Source organism: Pseudomonas sp. LB3P31 (genome assembly GCF_054897945.1).
Genome location: NZ_CM142710.1, coordinates 2,179,793 through 2,195,135, shown reverse-complemented (window position 1 = coordinate 2,195,135; position 15,343 = coordinate 2,179,793). Strand labels below are relative to the sequence as shown.

Sequence of the window (15,343 nt, the reverse complement as noted above, 5' to 3'; positions counted from 1 at the left end):
TCGCTACTGGGGAATATTTTGGGCGCGTAGAAAGAACACCCACTCGCGCCCGATCTTTCTTTTTTCGAACAGGTTTAGTGCAACCAGGCCGTTCAATGTTGCCGATGCAGTGTTTTAGGAACAATCCAGATTTTCCTTCACGTTCACAGCAGTGAACTCCTTGGCCATGCCACTCTTGGCCACCTGGTAGACAGCCCGCTGTTTTTCGCTGAGCTGGTCGAAGACCCCGGATTCCAGCAACCAGCGATCAAAGTTTTCGGTGTAGACCAGGCTCTTGCGATAGGCCTCGGTAAAGCCGCTGACGGCCCTAAGGATGACCGAGCACTGGAAGTCTATGAAATAGCTCAGGTCCAGGTCATCAGCCTCGGTGTTCAGATAGGACCGGCCATATTTCACCGGAGCATTGCGCAGCAGCATGCTGATCGCAATGTACCGAAAGGCCGAGAAGTCGTTCTTGAACATGAACCAGTAGAACAACGCTCGCGCGACTCTACCGTTGCCGTCGCGGAATGGGTGCTCGTAACCCAAGGCGAAATGCAGGGAAATGCCTTTGATCAGCGGGTGCAGGTAATCAAAATGCTCGGGGTCGTCATGGGGCTGGTTGATCCATCTGCACAACTTCTGCAGGCGTGACTCCAGCCCCGCTGCAGGGGGCGGGGTGTGGACGATATTGCCCTCGCCATCCTGAACCACTACTTCATCATTGCTTCTCAGGTCGCCTGGCGAATACAGAGCGTCGTTAATGCCTTCCACTCCGACTTGGTGCATCGCGCAAATCAACTCCACGCTCAGGGGTTGGTAGCGTTGCTCCCAGGCAAAGTTCATCATTCTGTAGTTGCCGATCACCATGCGCTCATCAGGCGTGCGTGGCAGACGTTTGCGCTTGAGCATGTCCTTGGCCACGCGGGTAGTGGTTGCCGCGCCCTCCAGCTGACTGCTGCTGATGGCCTCGTCCTCGATCAGATCGTTGAGCAGGTAACTGAAATGCGCATGCTCACCGATCCGGCCGGTCATGTGCTCCAAAGCCGCTGTTGTCGCTTGTCGATCAATGGCGGAAATGGCTTTGAGTGCCAGCGGGGTCCACATGAAGTGGCCCCACCGGACCGGCTCGCCCAACGGCAGCAGGGTAATGTACTGGGCTGCACGCGCCTTTTTGACCAGCGCCCAGCACAAATGAGCATCCAGCCCTGGCGCCCAGCGGTAGCGCAGCTCAGCGAAAGGCAGGTAACGACCTTGATCGTCCAGAGGCTTGAGCAGCGCCAGGTAATCTGCGAGGCGATCTTTGTGGGGAGGGCGCGCCAAGAGGTCGAATACCGGGTCGGTTCGACCGCTCAGCGCGGGTGGTTTTTTCATCGCTGCTGTCTCAAAAACTTATGAAATTGAGATAGGAGTACAGCATTTGGCAGCTGGTATCTCAATATCAGACAGTTCCGAGATTGCTGTAGGAAAGGTTACAGGGTGCCGAATACCTTCTTCGCCAAACTGGTCGCCGCAGCCGCCGGGTTGTTGCGGATGGTTTCTTCCTGTTTGCCGATCATCTCGAACAGGCCGTTCAGGGCCTGCTCGGTCACGTAGCTTTCGATGTTGGCGTTTTTGGTATCCAGTACGCCCATGGTGGCCGCCTGGCCGGCGAAGGAGTTGTATTGCTTGGCCAGGCCCACCTGGTCAGTGGCTTGCTTGACGATCGGCAGGAACTTGACGCGGATCTGTTCGCGGCTGGTTTTGCTCAGGTATTGCGTGGCCGAGTCGTTGCCGCCGCTGAGAATGCCCTTGGCATCGTCCACGGTCATCTTCTTCACGGCATCCACAAGAATCGGCTGGGCCTGGACCACGGCCGTTTCTGCGGCCTTGTTCATGCTGGTTTCCAGTTGATCGACCTGATCGCCCATGCCGAATTGTTTCATTTTGCTGGCGACCTTGCCCAGTTTTCCCGGCAGCCCGATTTTCACGTCTGGGTTGTTGCTGAAACCGCCCGGGGTGCCGAGTTGCTTGACAGCGATTTGGGCGCCTTGGGTCAGGGCGTCCTTGAGGCCGCCGGTGGCGTCTTTTTGCGACAGGTCATTGAGCGACAGCGCCATGGCGTTGGCGCACATCAGCATGCCTGCACAGAGGCCGGTGAAGCGAAGGGTGGTGCGGAGCATGGCGGCTTCCTTGTAGGTAAAGAGTGTTAACGAGCGGCGTCGACGCGGATTTTAAGCGGCTGCGGATCGCTGCCATCCAGTTGCACGGCGTGGTGTTCGGTGGTGATGAACAGGAGTTGGCCTTTATCTTCGATGCGCGCGCTGACCGAGTAACGATGACCGGGGTTGACCTGGACAGAATCGTAGCTCAGATGGAACGGCAACGGCACCTGGCCTTTGACCGGGCCTTTTTGTTCGTCGATCACTAATGCGGGCGCGTCGGCCAGGGATACGTCCTGCAACGTGACGGTCAGGGTCGCGGTTGGCGGCAGGGCGATGCGTTGCAGGTAGAAGACTTCGCCGTCGAGACTGGCTTTTGCGGCGGGTTGCATTGATTGGCAGGCGCTGAGGAGGGTGGCTGCGGCCAGGAGGGTAAGTTTTTTCATAGCGGTTCTCTTTTTAATGTAGGAGCGAGCTTGCTCGCGATGGTGTGACATTCACCATTGGTGTTGTCTGACATACCGCTATCGCGAGCAGGCTCACTCCTACAGGGGATTTCATCAAGGTTCGGGTGGTGCGGGGGGCTGGTCCGCTGCATCTTCACTGCGATGCAATGCCACCTGGCGGATCGACAGGCGAATATCCGCTGGCAATACGCGCTTGGCCGCACCTTCGGCCAGTTCGCCGAGCAGCTCGTGATAGCTCAGCTTGCCGGCTTCGTCGCGGCGCAGTACGTCGAGGTCGAGCATAGTCTGGATGAAGTGGCGGAACAGGCTCTTGTCGAAGAATTCCGGCGCGTTCAGCCCGTGCAGGATGGACAGGCGCTGGGCCATGACGGTGCACAGGTCTTCCAGTTCTTCGGCGCTGATGCTGTGCTGGCCGCTGTTGAGCAGAAGCGACACGGTCATGTAGAAGCGTTGCAAGGTCTGGGCGATGCTTTTGGACAGCAGGGTCAGCAACACGAAGTGCCGCGAGCTTGGTGCCGGGCGCAGGTAGACGTCGTTCTCGAAACGCAGCAGACCCTGCTCGACGAATGCCTCGAGCCATTGATCGACCACTGCATCCAGCTCATCCATGGACCAGCGGATGAACAGCTCCGACTGCAGGTACGGATACAGCGCGCGGGTGTAGCGCAGGATCTGCTCGCGGCTCATGCGCGAGGCGCTCTGGAAGAAACTGGCCAGCAGCGCGGGCAGGGCGAAGATGTGCAGCACGTTGTTGCGGTAGTAGGTCATGAGGACGGCGTTCTGCTCGTCCAGGTACAGGATCTTGCCCAGGGCATCGCTCTGCTCGGACAGCAGGTCCATGTCCTTCACATGCTCGATCAGCGCCCGGCCATCGCCTTCCGGCAAGGTGGTGTGCGGCGAGTAGGGGACCTTGCGCAACAGCGCCAGATACAGGTCGAGCACCCGCGCCATGGCGCGATCGTCCAGGGCCAAACGGGTGGTGGAGAGCAGGGCCAGGGCGACCAGGTTGACCGGGTTGATTGCCGCCGCTTCGTTGAGGTGCTGCGCGACTTTCTCGCCGAGGCGGTTGGTGGTTTCGTTAAGCCACGCCGGCTTGAACTGCGGACCCAGCTCTTGCTGGCGCCAGTCCGGCTGCTCGCTGTCAAGGAACTCCGCCAGCTTGATCGGCTCGCCGAAGTTGACGGCGACCTGGCCGAAGCGTTGCTTGAGGGCGCCGATGACCTTGAAGATGTCGAAAATCGATTCCTTCTTCTTGGTGGCTCCGCGCAACTCGCCCAGATAGGTGCGGCCTTCCAGCACCCGCTCGTACCCGATGTAGACCGGCACGAAGACGATCGGCATGCGCGAAGAGCGCAGGAAACTCCGAAGGGTGATCGCGAGCATCCCGGTCTTCGGTTGCAACATGCGCCCGGTGCGCGAACGGCCGCCCTCGACGAAATACTCGACCGGAAAGCCCTTGGTAAACAGGGTGTGCAGGTATTCGTTGAACACCGAGGTGTAGAGCGGATTGCCCTTGAAGGTGCGGCGCATGAAAAACGCTCCGCCGCGGCGCAGCAGACTGCCGATCACTGGCATGTTGAGGTTGATCCCGGCGGCGATGTGCGGCGGAGTCAGGCCGTTGCGGAACAGCAGGTAGGACAGCAGCAGGTAGTCGATGTGGCTGCGATGGCACGGTACGTAGATCACTTCGTGACCCTGGGCGACCTTCTGCACGCCTTCGATATGGTTGACCTTGATCCCGTCGTAGATCTTGTTCCAGAACCAGCTCAGCACCACTTCCAGGAAGCGGATCGCGGTGTAGGTGTAGTCCGAGGCGATCTCGTTGCCGTAACGCAGGGCCTGGGCCTTGGCTTTCTCCGGGGAAATGTTCTCGCGTTCGGCTTCCTCGAGAATCGCCTGCTTGACCAGCGGCTGGTTGAGCAGGCCCTTGACCAGGTTGCGGCGGTGGGAGATGTCCGGGCCGATCACTGCGGCTTTCAGGTTGCGGAAGTGCACCCGCAGGATGCGCTGGGCCATGCGCACGGTGCGCTCATGGCCCTTGTTGTGATCGATCAGCTCACGCAGGTGGATCGGCGCGGAGAATTGCACCCGGGTCTTGCGCCCCAGCACGACGATGCTGAGTAACCGGCGCAGACGACCGGTGACGGCCCAGCTGTCGGCAAACAGCAGTTTCCACGGGCTCGACTCGCTGTCCGGCGACTGGCCCCAGAACACGCTGACCGGAATGATCTGCGCATCTTCAGCGGCGTTCTGGCTCAGGGCGCTGACCAGACGGGTCAGGGTCGGCGGCGCGCCGCGCTTGTCCTGGCGGCCGAGCCAATCCGGGTCCGGCGTCAGATAGAAGAACGCCGCCGGTTCCAGCAGGTTGCCCACCGATACTGGCAACACCGGGCGCGGCAGGCCGGCCTTGGAGCATTCGGTATCGACCACGGCAAGGTCGGTCAGCGAAGGATTTTGCAGGACGTAGAACACCGGCCGACTGCGGTCGAGGTTGAGGGTGAACGACGACTGGTTGATCGTCTCTGAGCGAACCCAGAGGTACAGCAGTCGGCGCAGGGTGCCAAACACTAGACGGCGGAACGGGGAGCGGGTCATACGGCTTCTGCGTTAGTGGGTGAGACCGAGCATTTGCTCGGGCGGCCGATAGTGTGCCGGATTCATCGAAAATCGGCAAAAAAGCGGCTAAGTAAAGTTGAGTTGAGAGTTTTCCGGGCTGTCATATACTCGCCCCTCAACAATAAAAAGAAGAGGTACGATTCATGGCAACGCGCGAGACCGGCAATGTGAAGTGGTTCAACGACGCCAAGGGTTATGGCTTCATTCAGCGCGAGGATGGGGTGGACGTGTTTGTGCACTACCGCGCGATCCGCGGCGAGGGGCATCGCTCGCTGGCTGAGGGGCAGCAGGTGGAGTATGCGGTGGTGACGGGGGAGAAGGGGTTGCAGGCTGAGGATGTGGTTGGGTTGTAAACCCTGAGATCAAAAGATCGCAGCCTTCGGCAGCTCCTACAGGTGTACACATGACCCTGTAGGAGCTGCCGAAGGCTGCGATCTTTTTGCTGTTAAACGGTTTTCCAGGTGATCTCTTCTTCGCCATCCGCGCTGATGCGCATCCAGCGATCAGCCGACTCCTCACCTTCTTCCTCGACCCAGCTTCCCGGCGCGCAGCGCACTTCCACGTTCAGCGCAGCAAACGCAGCGCGGGCGCAGGCGATGTCGTCTTCCCACGGGGTTTGGTCGCTTTCCAGGTACAGGCTGTTCCATTTTCCTACAGCCTTTGGCAACCAGGTCACCGGCACGTTGCCGGCCTTGCACTTGTAAGTCTGACCCTTCTGGACCCAGTCGGTGCACGGGCCCAGGGCTTCGCTGAGCCAGGCGGCAACGGTCTTGTAGTCGACGTCAGCGTCTTTGAGGTAAATCTCGATATCGGGTTGGCGCATGGATGTCCTCACTGCGGGTCTGAAAAATCCATTCGCGGATTTAGCCGGCCTCGAGCCGTTTGCTCAAGACCAAAAAATTATTGAAGTACGAAGTAATCGTAACGCATTGAAACGGTGACCTCGAACGGTTCCACCTGCTCGATGACCGCCGCCCGGCGTTCGGCACTGGCGCGCCAGCCATGGGGGGTCATGGCCAACAGGTTGGCACGATCCTGGCCATTTTCCAGGGTCAGGCGAAACTCCAGGGTTTCACTGTGCTGCAGCGTCATGCCATCCGGCACCAGCGCCAGATGCTTGTCGTCGGTGTATTCACGGACTTCATCGTACAGGCGCTCGCGCAATTCCATCAGGTGACCGCTGGTCGGTCCGACTTTCATCAGGCCGCCACCGGGGCTGAGCAGGCGCTTGGCTTCTTCCCAGTCCAGTGGGCTGAAGACGCTGGCCAGGAATTGGCAACTGCCGGAAGCCAGCGGCACCCGCGCCATGCTGGCGATCAACCAGGTCAGCTGCGGGTTACGCTTGCACGCGCGTTTCACCGCCTCGCGGGAGATGTCCAGTGCGTAGCCATCGGCATTGGGCAAGGCGTCGGCGATCTGCGCGGTGTAATAACCTTCGCCACAACCGATGTCGAGCCAGCGCTGCGGCGCGTACTGAGCAGCCAGCTCGGCCAGGCGCCTGGCCACCGGCGCGTAATGGCCAGCGTTGAGAAAGTCGCGGCGAGCCTCGACCATCGCCAGGTTATCCCCAGGGTCGCGGCTGTTCTTGTGCTGCACCGGCAGCAGGTTCAGGTAACCCTGGCGCGCGCGGTCGAAACGATGCCCGGCGGGGCAGGCCACGCCGTTGTCCACCGCGTTCAGCGGTTCGCTGCAGATCGGGCAGGCAAGCATCAGGCGAGCAACTTGATCAGGGTCTGGTAGTAGATCTCGGTCAGCACGTCGAGATCGGCGGCCAGCACGCGTTCGTTGACCTGGTGGATGGTCGCGTTGACCGGCCCCAGCTCGACGACCTGGGTGCCCATGGTGGCGATGAAACGGCCGTCGGAAGTGCCACCGCTGGTGGACGCTTTGGTGTCGCGGCCGGTGATGTCCTTGATGCTCGATGCGACGGCATCCAGCAAGGCGCCAGGTTCGGTCAGGAACGGCAGGCCGGACAGCGCCCAGTCGATGTGCCAGTCCAGACCGTGGTGGTCGAGAATATCGGCGACACGCTTCTGCAGGCCTTCAACGGTCGATTCGGTGGAGAAGCGAAAGTTGAACACCGCCACCAGGTCGCCCGGGATCACGTTGGTCGCGCCGGTGCCGGAATTCACGTTGGAAATCTGGAAGCTGGTCGGCGGGAAGAAGTCGTTACCGTTGTCCCAGTGCTCGGCGGCCAAGGCAGCCAAGGCTGGGGCAGCCAGGTGGATCGGGTTCTTCGCCAGGTGCGGGTAGGCCACGTGGCCCTGTACTCCGCGCACGGTGAGTTTGGCGCCGAGGGAGCCGCGTCGGCCATTCTTTACTACGTCGCCGACCAGGGTGGTGCTCGACGGTTCGCCGACGATGCACCAGTCCAGGCGCTCCTTGCGGGCGACCAGGCGCTCGACCACGGCTTTGGTGCCGTGATGCGCCGGGCCTTCTTCGTCACTGGTGATCAGAAACGCGACCTTGCCCTTGTGGTTCGGGTAGTCGGCAACGAAGCGCTCGGCGGCGACGGTCATGGACGCCAGGCTGCCTTTCATGTCCGCTGCACCACGACCGCAGAGCATGCCTTGCTCGTCGATCAGCGCGTTGAACGGGTCGATCTGCCACGCGGCGACCGGTCCGGTTGGCACCACGTCGGTGTGGCCGGCAAAACACAGTACCGGGCCATCATGCTGGCCGTGGGTGGCCCAGAAGTTATCCACATCCTCGATGCGCATTGGCTCCAGGGTGAAGCCGGCATCCCCCAGGCGCTGCATCATCTGCTTCTGGCAATCGGCGTCGACCGGCGTCACGGACGGACGGCGGATCAGGTCGATGGCGAGTTGAAGGGTCGGCGAAAGGTCGGCGTGGGCCGTCATGGAAAACTCCGGAAACTTGATTTGTGGGAGCAAAGCTTGCTCGCGATGAACGATGATGCGGTCCTTGTGTTACACCGCGTCATGCTAATCGCGAGCAAACTTTGCTCCCACAGGGGAAGGGCCAAGCCCTGCAAAATGGCGGTTATCTTAAAGCAAAACGGCGGCCATTGGCCGCCGTTTAGTGCATCGGTGAAGATTTAGACCGCTGGCGCCTTTTCGGTTTCCGCCGCCGGTTTGGGCAGCGAAGACAGGAACGCCATGATCAACGCCGCCAGGTAAGGCAGCGATTGCACCAGCAACATGGTGACCCAGAAGCGCATGTCGTTGCTCGGCAAGCCGTTCACGAGGTAGATCCCCAGCGCGGCGCCCCACAGCAGCAACATGATGAACACTTCTTCCCGTGCCTCGGAAATCGCCACCCAAAAGCCGTGGTTATCAGCGTTTTTCGGCGTGCGGAAGAACGGAATGCTGCTGGTGAAGAACCCGTACAACACCGCTTTGGCGATGGTGTGCGACAACGCCAGGCCCGCCAGTGCCGCGCAGAATGCATCCTTGAGATTCACCCCGACCGCGCGACGATAGAGGAAGATGATCTTGCCGACCTTGAACACGAACAGTGCCAAAGGCGGAATCGCGAAAATCAGCAGTGGTGGATCGACCCGCTGCGGCACGATAATCATCGCCGCCGACCACAGCAACGCGCCGACGGTGAAGAAGATGTTCATGCCATCGGCCACCCACGGCAGCCAGCCCGCGAGGAAGTGATAGCGCTGGCCGCGGGTCAGCTCGGTGTCCTTGCCGCGCAGCAGACTGGCGGTGTGGCGCTTGATGATCTGGATCGCGCCATAGGCCCAGCGGAAACGCTGCTTCTTGAAGTCGATAAAGGTATCGGGCATCAGGCCCTTGCCGTAGCTGGTGTGGTAATACGCTGCCGACAAGCCTTTTTCGAACACACGCAGGCCCAGCTCGGCGTCTTCACAGATGCACCAGTCGGCCCAGCCTAGTTCCTCGAGCACTGAACGCCGGGTCATGGTCATGGTGCCGTGCTGGATGATCGCGTCACGGTCGTTGCGAGTGACCATGCCAATATGGAAGAAGCCCTTGTATTCGGCGTAGCAGAGCTTCTTGAAGGTGCTTTCGTTCTGGTCGCGATAGTCCTGTGGCGATTGCACCACGGCGATTTTCGGATCGGCAAAGTGCGGCACCATGTGCTTGAGCCAGTTCGGATCGACGCAGTAGTCCGAGTCGATCACCGCAATCACTTCGGCATCCTTGGCGGTATGCGGGATCAGGTAGTTCAGCGCCCCGCCCTTGAAACCGGCCAGGGGCGCGACGTGGAAAAACTTGAAGCGCGGGCCCAGGGTTTCGCAGTAGGCCTGCACCGGTTCCCACACGGCCGGGTCCTTGGTGTTGTTGTCGATGATCAGGACTTCGAAGTCCGGGTAATCGAGGTTGGCGAGGGCGTTAAGGGTCTGTTTGACCATCTCCGGCGGCTCGTTGTAGCAAGGCACGTGGATAGAGACCTTCGGCCTGTAGTCCGAATGCCCCTCCACCGGCAGGAATTCGCGCCGGCGTTTGTGGGTCCAGACCGCCTCCGCCAGTTCGTGGGCCTCGGTCAGCAGCACGATAAACACCCCGAACGCGCCGAAGGCAAGCAGGATGCCGACCGTCAGGCTGAACCAGGTGTTGTATTGCAAGCTGTAGTCATAACCGATCCACACCAGCACCGAACCGCAAAGGAAGGCGATGAAGGTCAAGAAGGTACGACCACGCTGGCGCAACGCCGAGCCGTCGATCATCAGCAGCGTCAGGGAGAGCAGGGCCAATACCACCGAGCCGACCGCCAGCACGCGCCATTGCGGGATCGCGACCACCGGGCCTTCAAAGTTGAATTTCTGCTGACGGGCAGCGTTGAACACGCCCCAATAGGCGCCTACCGAGCCTTCGTCGCTGGCCTTCCACGGCTGGTCGAAGGCTTCGATCACGAAGTAGTTGAAGCCCTGGCGGTTGAGCTTGTTGACCAGCGTGCGCAAGTAAATCGCCTGGTCTGCCGGCGAGGCATCGGCGCCACCGCGCATGCGGCCATTACTCGGCCAGCCAACCTCCGAGAGCAGCAGCGGTTTTTTCGGAAACATTTTTTTCAGGTCGCGGGCGCGGTCGAGGACAAATTGCCCGGCCTTGTCCACGGGGATGAATTCCCAGTACGGTAATACGTGAGCGGCGATCAGGTCGACATGTTTGGCCAGCTCCGGGTGTTCTTCCCAAACGTGCCATTGTTCGGACGTGGTAACCGGCACTTTCACCGCCGCGCGCACCCGGTCGAGGATCATGCCCAGTTCCGCAGCGGTAATTTCCTTACGGAAAATGGCCTCGTTTCCTACAACCACCCGTACCACGCTACGCGAGGTGTTGGCGATTTCAATGGCGCGCAGGATTTCCCGCTCGTTGCGCTCCTCGTCCGGGCTGATCCAGATCCCCAGGGTCACGCGCAGGCCGAACTCTTCCGCCAGCTTGGGGATGTCACCCAGGGTGCCGTCGACCGAGTAAGTACGGATGTTGTCCGTCAGCTTGCTCATGATCTCCAGATCGCGGCGCATTTCGTCGTCGCTTGGGTACTGATCTTTCTGTGGGTACTGGCCTTGCTGGAACGGCGAGTAGGAGAAGCCGGAGATCTGTTCAGGCCAGTTGGGAGCGGTGACGGGGCGATTAATCAGAGCCCAGAAGCCGGTAAACAAGGCTGCGATGGCGAGCACCACGACCAGGTTGAGTCCAAATTTACGCGATGACATAGCTTTTTCGGGTTCCAAAGGGCTGTGGAACGAAGGAGCGGTTGGCGGCAGACTGCCAGTTGGCAGGGGCGCGCATCCTACACTGGAGGTTCTCTGACCGTACAGCTAACAGGGAAATGCCTGACATTGGGCCATTAAATTTCACATAAGTTCTTACACTTACAGCGTGTAGCTTAAAACTTGTCGCTGCGTAGCCCTATAATGCGCGCCGGTTTTTGGGGTAATGGTCATGAGTACAGAAGATCCACGGTTTGCCGGCATCGCTCGTTTGTATGGCATTGAAGGCCTCGAGCGCCTGCGCGCGGCGCATGTGGCGATTGTCGGCGTCGGCGGCGTCGGTTCCTGGGCGGCGGAAGCCATTGCCCGCTGCGGTGTCGGCGAGATTTCGCTGTTCGACCTGGACGATGTCTGCGTCAGCAACGCCAACCGGCAACTTCATGCGCTGGACAGCACGGTGGGCAAACCCAAGGTCGAGGTGATGGCTGAGCGTTTGCGCGGGATCAACCCGGAGTGCACGGTGCACGCGGTGGCGGATTTCGTCACCCGCGAAACCATGGCCGAGTACATCACGCCGAACATCGACTGCGTCATCGACTGCATCGACAGCGTCAACGCCAAGGCTGCGTTGATTGCCTGGTGCAAGCGCCGCAAGATCCAGATCATTACCACTGGAGGCGCGGGTGGGCAGATTGATCCGACGCTGATCCAGGTGTGTGACCTGAACCGTACCTTCAATGACCCGCTGGCGTCGAAAGTGCGCTCTACGCTGCGCCGCGATTACAACTTCTCCCGCACCGTGACCCGCCATTACAGCGTGCCGTGCGTGTTTTCCACCGAGCAACTGCGCTACCCGAAGCCGGATGGCAGCATTTGCCTCCAGAAGAGTTTTGTTGGCGACGGCGTCAAGCTCGACTGCGCGGGCGGGTTTGGTGCGGTGATGATGGTGACGGCGACGTTCGGCATGGTCGCGGCGACCAAGGCTGTGGATAAGATTGTGGCAGGCGTGCGGCGCCCGGCGGAGCGCCTCAAGCCAGAGGCATGAAACACAACCGTGTAGGAGCTGCCGAAGGCTGCGATCTTTTGATCTGTAGGAGCTGCCGAAGGCTGCGATCTTTTGATCTTTAGCGAAACCACTGACGCCGAAGATCAAAAGATCGCAGCCTTCGGCAGCTCCTACGTGGCGAGTTCTCGCATTCGCTGGAGGACTGCGTTGAGGCCATTGCTGCGTGAAGGGGAGAGCTGTCGGGCCAGTCCGAGCTGATTGAACCAGTCCGGTAAGTCGACCTGCTGCAATTCGCTGGCCGAGAGGCCGTTGACCCGCGCCAGCAGCAACGCCACCAGCCCGCGAATCAGTCGCGCGTCGCTGCTCGCAGCGAACTGCCAGCGATCCTCGTGGAGTGTCCCGACCAGCCAGACCTGGCTCTCACAACCATGTACCCGGTTGGCCTCGATTTTATCCACATCGTTCAGAGCAGGCAGGCGATCGCCCCATTGCATCAGCAGACGGGCGCGCTGTTCCCAGCCCGCAGCAGCCTGGAAAGTTTCCAGGGCAGTGACGGCGTCTGGGGGCATGGTCATCGCAGCAGCTCCAGTGCCTGGTCCAGCGCTTCAAAGAAGCGTTCCAGGTCTTCGGAATCGTTGTACAGCGCCAGTGATACGCGAATTGCCCCGGCCAGTTCGAGACTTTTCAGCAGCGGCATTGCGCAATGGTGACCGGCGCGTACGGCGATCCCCTGTTCGGTCAGCAGGTGCGCCAGGTCCGAGTTATGCACACCCTCGACGACGAAGCTGGCCAACGCCAGTTGCGGTTTGCCCAGCAGGCGAATGCCGTTGCGGGATTGCAGGCCCTTGAGCAAATAGTCGTGCAGTGCGGCTTCGTGGGCAGACACGGCGTCCTGGTCCAGCCCGGCCAGATAATCCAGGGTGGCGCCAAGGCCGATTACGCTGGCAATCGGCGGAGTGCCTGCTTCGAAACCCAGTGGCGCCGGACGAAAGCGCGCGTCATGGTAATTGGCGTCCAGCACCATTTCGCCGCCAAATTGCCAATGCCGCAATTGTGTCAGCGCTTCATGTCGGCCGAACAGCACACCGAGACCGTCGGGGCCGTACAGTTTGTGGCTGGAGAACACATAGAAGTCGCAACCCAGTGCCTGCACGTCATGCCGGCCATGGACTACCCCTTGGGCGCCATCGACCACGGTGATGGCGCCGAGGGACTTGGCCATCGCCAGCAGGGCGGGCAGCGGTTGCCAGGCGCCCAGCACGTTGGACAGTTGGCTGACCGCCAGCAGGCGGGTGCGTGGGCCGATCAGCTGCGCGGCGGCGTCGAGGTCGATCAAGCCATCGGCGTCCAGCGGCAGGATCACCAACTTCAGGTCGCGACGACGTGCCAGTTGCTGCCATGGCAGCAGGTTGGCGTGATGCTCCAGGGCGCTGATGACGATCTCGTCGCCCGGATTGAATGAGTGTTCCAGGCCATAGGCCAGGAGGTTCAGCGCGGAGGTCGCGCCGTGGGTGAAGATAATTTGTCCGCAATCGCCAACATTTAGCCATTGCCCGACCTTGCTGCGGCTGTCCTCGAAGGCCTGGGTCGCGTGAGCGCCGGGCAGGTGCTGCGCCCGATGCACATTGGCTGCGCCATTGGCGTAGTAATGCGTCAGCGCATCCAGCAGGGCTTGAGGTTTTTGCGTGGTGGCGGCGTTGTCCAGGTAGGTCTGGTCTTGCCGTTGCAGCGCGGCGATCGCCGGGAAGTCGGCACGCCAGGGGGAGGGGATCATCATGCAAATTGGCCCTGCCAGACATGGGCGGAAAAACGCCAGGCCCTGGTGGAACATGGCTGGCCTGCGAAGGTTTCGGCGGCCTTGAGGGCCTCATCGCGAGCAAGCTTTGCTCCCACAGGTGTGATCTGCGCGTTATAGGAGCAAGCTTTGCTCCCACAGGTGTGATCTGCGCGTTATAGGAGCAAGCTTTGCTCCCACAGGTGTCATCTATATGTTGTGGGAGCAAGCTCGGCGGCTTAGTTGTGCGCGTGCAACGCTTCGTTCAGTTCGATCGCCGATTTGTGGGTTTTGCATTCCACGGCACCGGTTTCCGAATTGCGACGGAACAGCAGGTCGGACTGGCCGGCCAGTTCACGGGCCTTGACCACTTTGACCAGCTGGTTTTTCTCGTCCAGCAGCGCCACCTTGGTGCCGGCGGTCACATACAGGCCCGATTCGACAGTGTTGCGGTCGCCTAACGGGAAACCGATACCGGCGTTAGCGCCGATCAGGCAGCCCTCGCCAACCTTGATCACAATGTTGCCGCCGCCCGACAGGGTGCCCATGGTGGAGCAGCCGCCGCCCAGGTCCGAACCCTTGCCGACGAATACACCAGCCGAGACACGACCTTCGATCATGCCCGGGCCTTCGGTGCCGGCGTTGAAGTTGATGAAACCTTCGTGCATCACGGTGGTGCCTTCACCCACGTAGGCGCCCAGGCGCAGACGCGCGGCATCAGCGATACGGACGCCGGCCGGTACCACGTAGTCGGTCATTTTCGGGAACTTGTCCACCGAGAACACTTCCAGCAGCTCACCGCGCAGACGCGCTTCGAGTTGCATCTCGGCCAGTTCGGCCAGGTCGATTGCGCCCTGGCTGGTCCAGGCGACGTTCGGCAGCAGCGGGAAGATCCCGGCCAGGCTCACACCGTGCGGCTTGACCAGGCGATGGGACAGCAGGTGCAGCTTGAGGTAAGCCTCTGGGGTGGAAGTCAATTGCGCGTCTTCGGCCAGCAGGGTAGCGACCAGCGGCTTGTGGCTTTCGGCCAGGCGGGTCAGCAGCTTGCCTTGTACCGCGTCGATGCCTTTCACGGCTTCAGCCAGTTGTGCAGCTTGCGCGGTGGTGAAGGTGATCGCCTGGTTGCCTTCGCTGTAACCGAGAGTCGGCGCAACGGCGGCGACCAGTTCGGCCGATGGATTCAACAGCGGCTGCGGGTAAAACACTTCCAGCCATGCACCTTGACGATTCTGGGTGCCGACGCCAAAGGCAATGCTGAACAGGGAATTGGACATGTAAATACCTCTACAAAGAATGACGGGCTGCTTACTTGAGGGCAGCCGCGTAGATATCTGGCTTAAAGCCAATCAGGGTTCGGTCACCGAGATCGAGCACCGGGCGCTTGATCATCGAGGGTTGTGCGAGCATCAGTTCGATAGCTTTCGCTTGGTCGAGATCGGCTTTGCGTTCGTCTTCGAGTTTGCGAAAGGTCGTGCCTGCGCGGTTCAACACCACTTGCCAGCCGTGCTCGTCGCACCACTGGGTCAGGTGTTCACGGTCGATTCCGGCCGTCTTGTAATCGTGGAAGTCATAGCTGACAGCGTGTTCATCAAGCCAGGTGCGCGCCTTTTTCATGGTGTCACACGCCTTGATGCCGAAAAGGTGCAACGTTTTACTTGAAACGGTCAAGGAATTGCCCCCTTTACAGGTGCTGGAAAAAAGGTGAGAGATTAT

The 15,343-nt window shown here is 60.6% G+C and carries 13 protein-coding genes and 1 pseudogene; 2 read left to right on the top strand and 12 right to left on the bottom strand.

Annotation, left to right across the window (positions count from 1 at the left end; genetic code table 11):
- Positions 1-3 precede the first annotated feature (3 nt).
- The 4 genes and pseudogenes from ACYZTK_RS10010 to plsB form a co-directional block, all read right to left on the bottom strand.
- A pseudogene (locus ACYZTK_RS10010) lies at positions 4-1,353 on the bottom strand (Fic family protein).
- A gap of 98 nt (positions 1,354-1,451) precedes the next feature.
- Complete coding sequence (locus ACYZTK_RS10005) at positions 1,452-2,141, bottom strand: DUF4197 domain-containing protein (protein ID WP_462014285.1); 690 nt, start codon at positions 2,139-2,141, stop codon at positions 1,452-1,454.
- Between the two features lie 26 nt (positions 2,142-2,167).
- Entirely contained in the window at positions 2,168-2,566 is a 399-nt protein-coding gene (locus ACYZTK_RS10000) for a YbaY family lipoprotein (protein ID WP_462014284.1), read from the bottom strand.
- A 114-nt stretch (positions 2,567-2,680) separates the two neighbouring features.
- The gene (plsB, locus tag ACYZTK_RS09995; RefSeq protein WP_462014283.1) at positions 2,681-5,182 is read right to left on the bottom strand and encodes a glycerol-3-phosphate 1-O-acyltransferase PlsB; all 2,502 of its coding nucleotides are present in this window, start codon (positions 5,180-5,182) and stop codon (positions 2,681-2,683) included.
- Positions 5,183-5,346: 164 nt separating this feature from the next.
- Between plsB and ACYZTK_RS09990 the strand changes: the two genes are divergently transcribed.
- Positions 5,347-5,556, top strand: a complete 210-nt coding sequence (locus tag ACYZTK_RS09990; protein WP_010462862.1) for a cold-shock protein — start codon at positions 5,347-5,349, stop codon at positions 5,554-5,556.
- 92 nt (positions 5,557-5,648) lie between these two features.
- On the opposite strand, the gene ACYZTK_RS09985 is transcribed toward ACYZTK_RS09990, so the two are convergent.
- The 4 genes from ACYZTK_RS09985 to ACYZTK_RS09970 all read right to left on the bottom strand — a co-directional run bounded on the left by ACYZTK_RS09985 (position 5,649) and on the right by ACYZTK_RS09970 (position 10,853).
- Positions 5,649-6,026: a hypothetical protein gene (locus ACYZTK_RS09985; RefSeq protein ID WP_462014282.1), complete on the bottom strand. Its 378-nt coding sequence runs from the start codon at positions 6,024-6,026 to the stop codon at positions 5,649-5,651.
- A gap of 77 nt (positions 6,027-6,103) precedes the next feature.
- Positions 6,104-6,913, bottom strand: a complete 810-nt coding sequence (locus ACYZTK_RS09980; protein WP_462014281.1) for a putative RNA methyltransferase — start codon at positions 6,911-6,913, stop codon at positions 6,104-6,106.
- Positions 6,913-8,064: a succinyl-diaminopimelate desuccinylase gene (gene dapE, locus ACYZTK_RS09975; RefSeq protein WP_462014280.1), complete on the bottom strand. Its 1,152-nt coding sequence runs from the start codon at positions 8,062-8,064 to the stop codon at positions 6,913-6,915. The genes ACYZTK_RS09980 and dapE overlap by 1 nt, the downstream gene beginning before the upstream one ends.
- A 197-nt stretch (positions 8,065-8,261) precedes the next feature.
- Positions 8,262-10,853, bottom strand: coding sequence for a glycosyltransferase (locus tag ACYZTK_RS09970; protein WP_462014279.1), 2,592 nt, complete (start codon positions 10,851-10,853; stop codon positions 8,262-8,264).
- Between the two features lie 229 nt (positions 10,854-11,082).
- Here ACYZTK_RS09970 and tcdA point away from each other — a divergent pair, with 229 nt between their 5' ends.
- Positions 11,083-11,895: a tRNA cyclic N6-threonylcarbamoyladenosine(37) synthase TcdA gene (gene tcdA, locus ACYZTK_RS09965; protein ID WP_462014278.1), complete on the top strand. Its 813-nt coding sequence runs from the start codon at positions 11,083-11,085 to the stop codon at positions 11,893-11,895.
- A gap of 131 nt (positions 11,896-12,026) precedes the next feature.
- Here tcdA and ACYZTK_RS09960 read toward each other — a convergent pair whose 3' ends face one another.
- From ACYZTK_RS09960 to ACYZTK_RS09945, 4 genes are all read right to left on the bottom strand, one after another.
- On the bottom strand, positions 12,027-12,431 hold the full coding sequence (locus ACYZTK_RS09960; RefSeq protein WP_462014277.1) for a SufE family protein: 405 nt from the start codon (positions 12,429-12,431) through the stop codon (positions 12,027-12,029).
- The gene (locus ACYZTK_RS09955) at positions 12,428-13,633 is read right to left on the bottom strand and encodes an aminotransferase class V-fold PLP-dependent enzyme (protein WP_462014276.1); all 1,206 of its coding nucleotides are present in this window, start codon (positions 13,631-13,633) and stop codon (positions 12,428-12,430) included. The genes ACYZTK_RS09960 and ACYZTK_RS09955 overlap by 4 nt, the downstream gene beginning before the upstream one ends.
- A 236-nt stretch (positions 13,634-13,869) precedes the next feature.
- On the bottom strand, positions 13,870-14,904 hold the full coding sequence (gene dapD / locus ACYZTK_RS09950) for a 2,3,4,5-tetrahydropyridine-2,6-dicarboxylate N-succinyltransferase (protein ID WP_462014275.1): 1,035 nt from the start codon (positions 14,902-14,904) through the stop codon (positions 13,870-13,872).
- Between the two features lie 31 nt (positions 14,905-14,935).
- Positions 14,936-15,244 (bottom strand): arsenate reductase, encoded by a 309-nt coding sequence (locus tag ACYZTK_RS09945; protein WP_462014274.1) that lies wholly within the window; start codon positions 15,242-15,244, stop codon positions 14,936-14,938.
- Positions 15,245-15,343 lie beyond the last annotated feature (99 nt).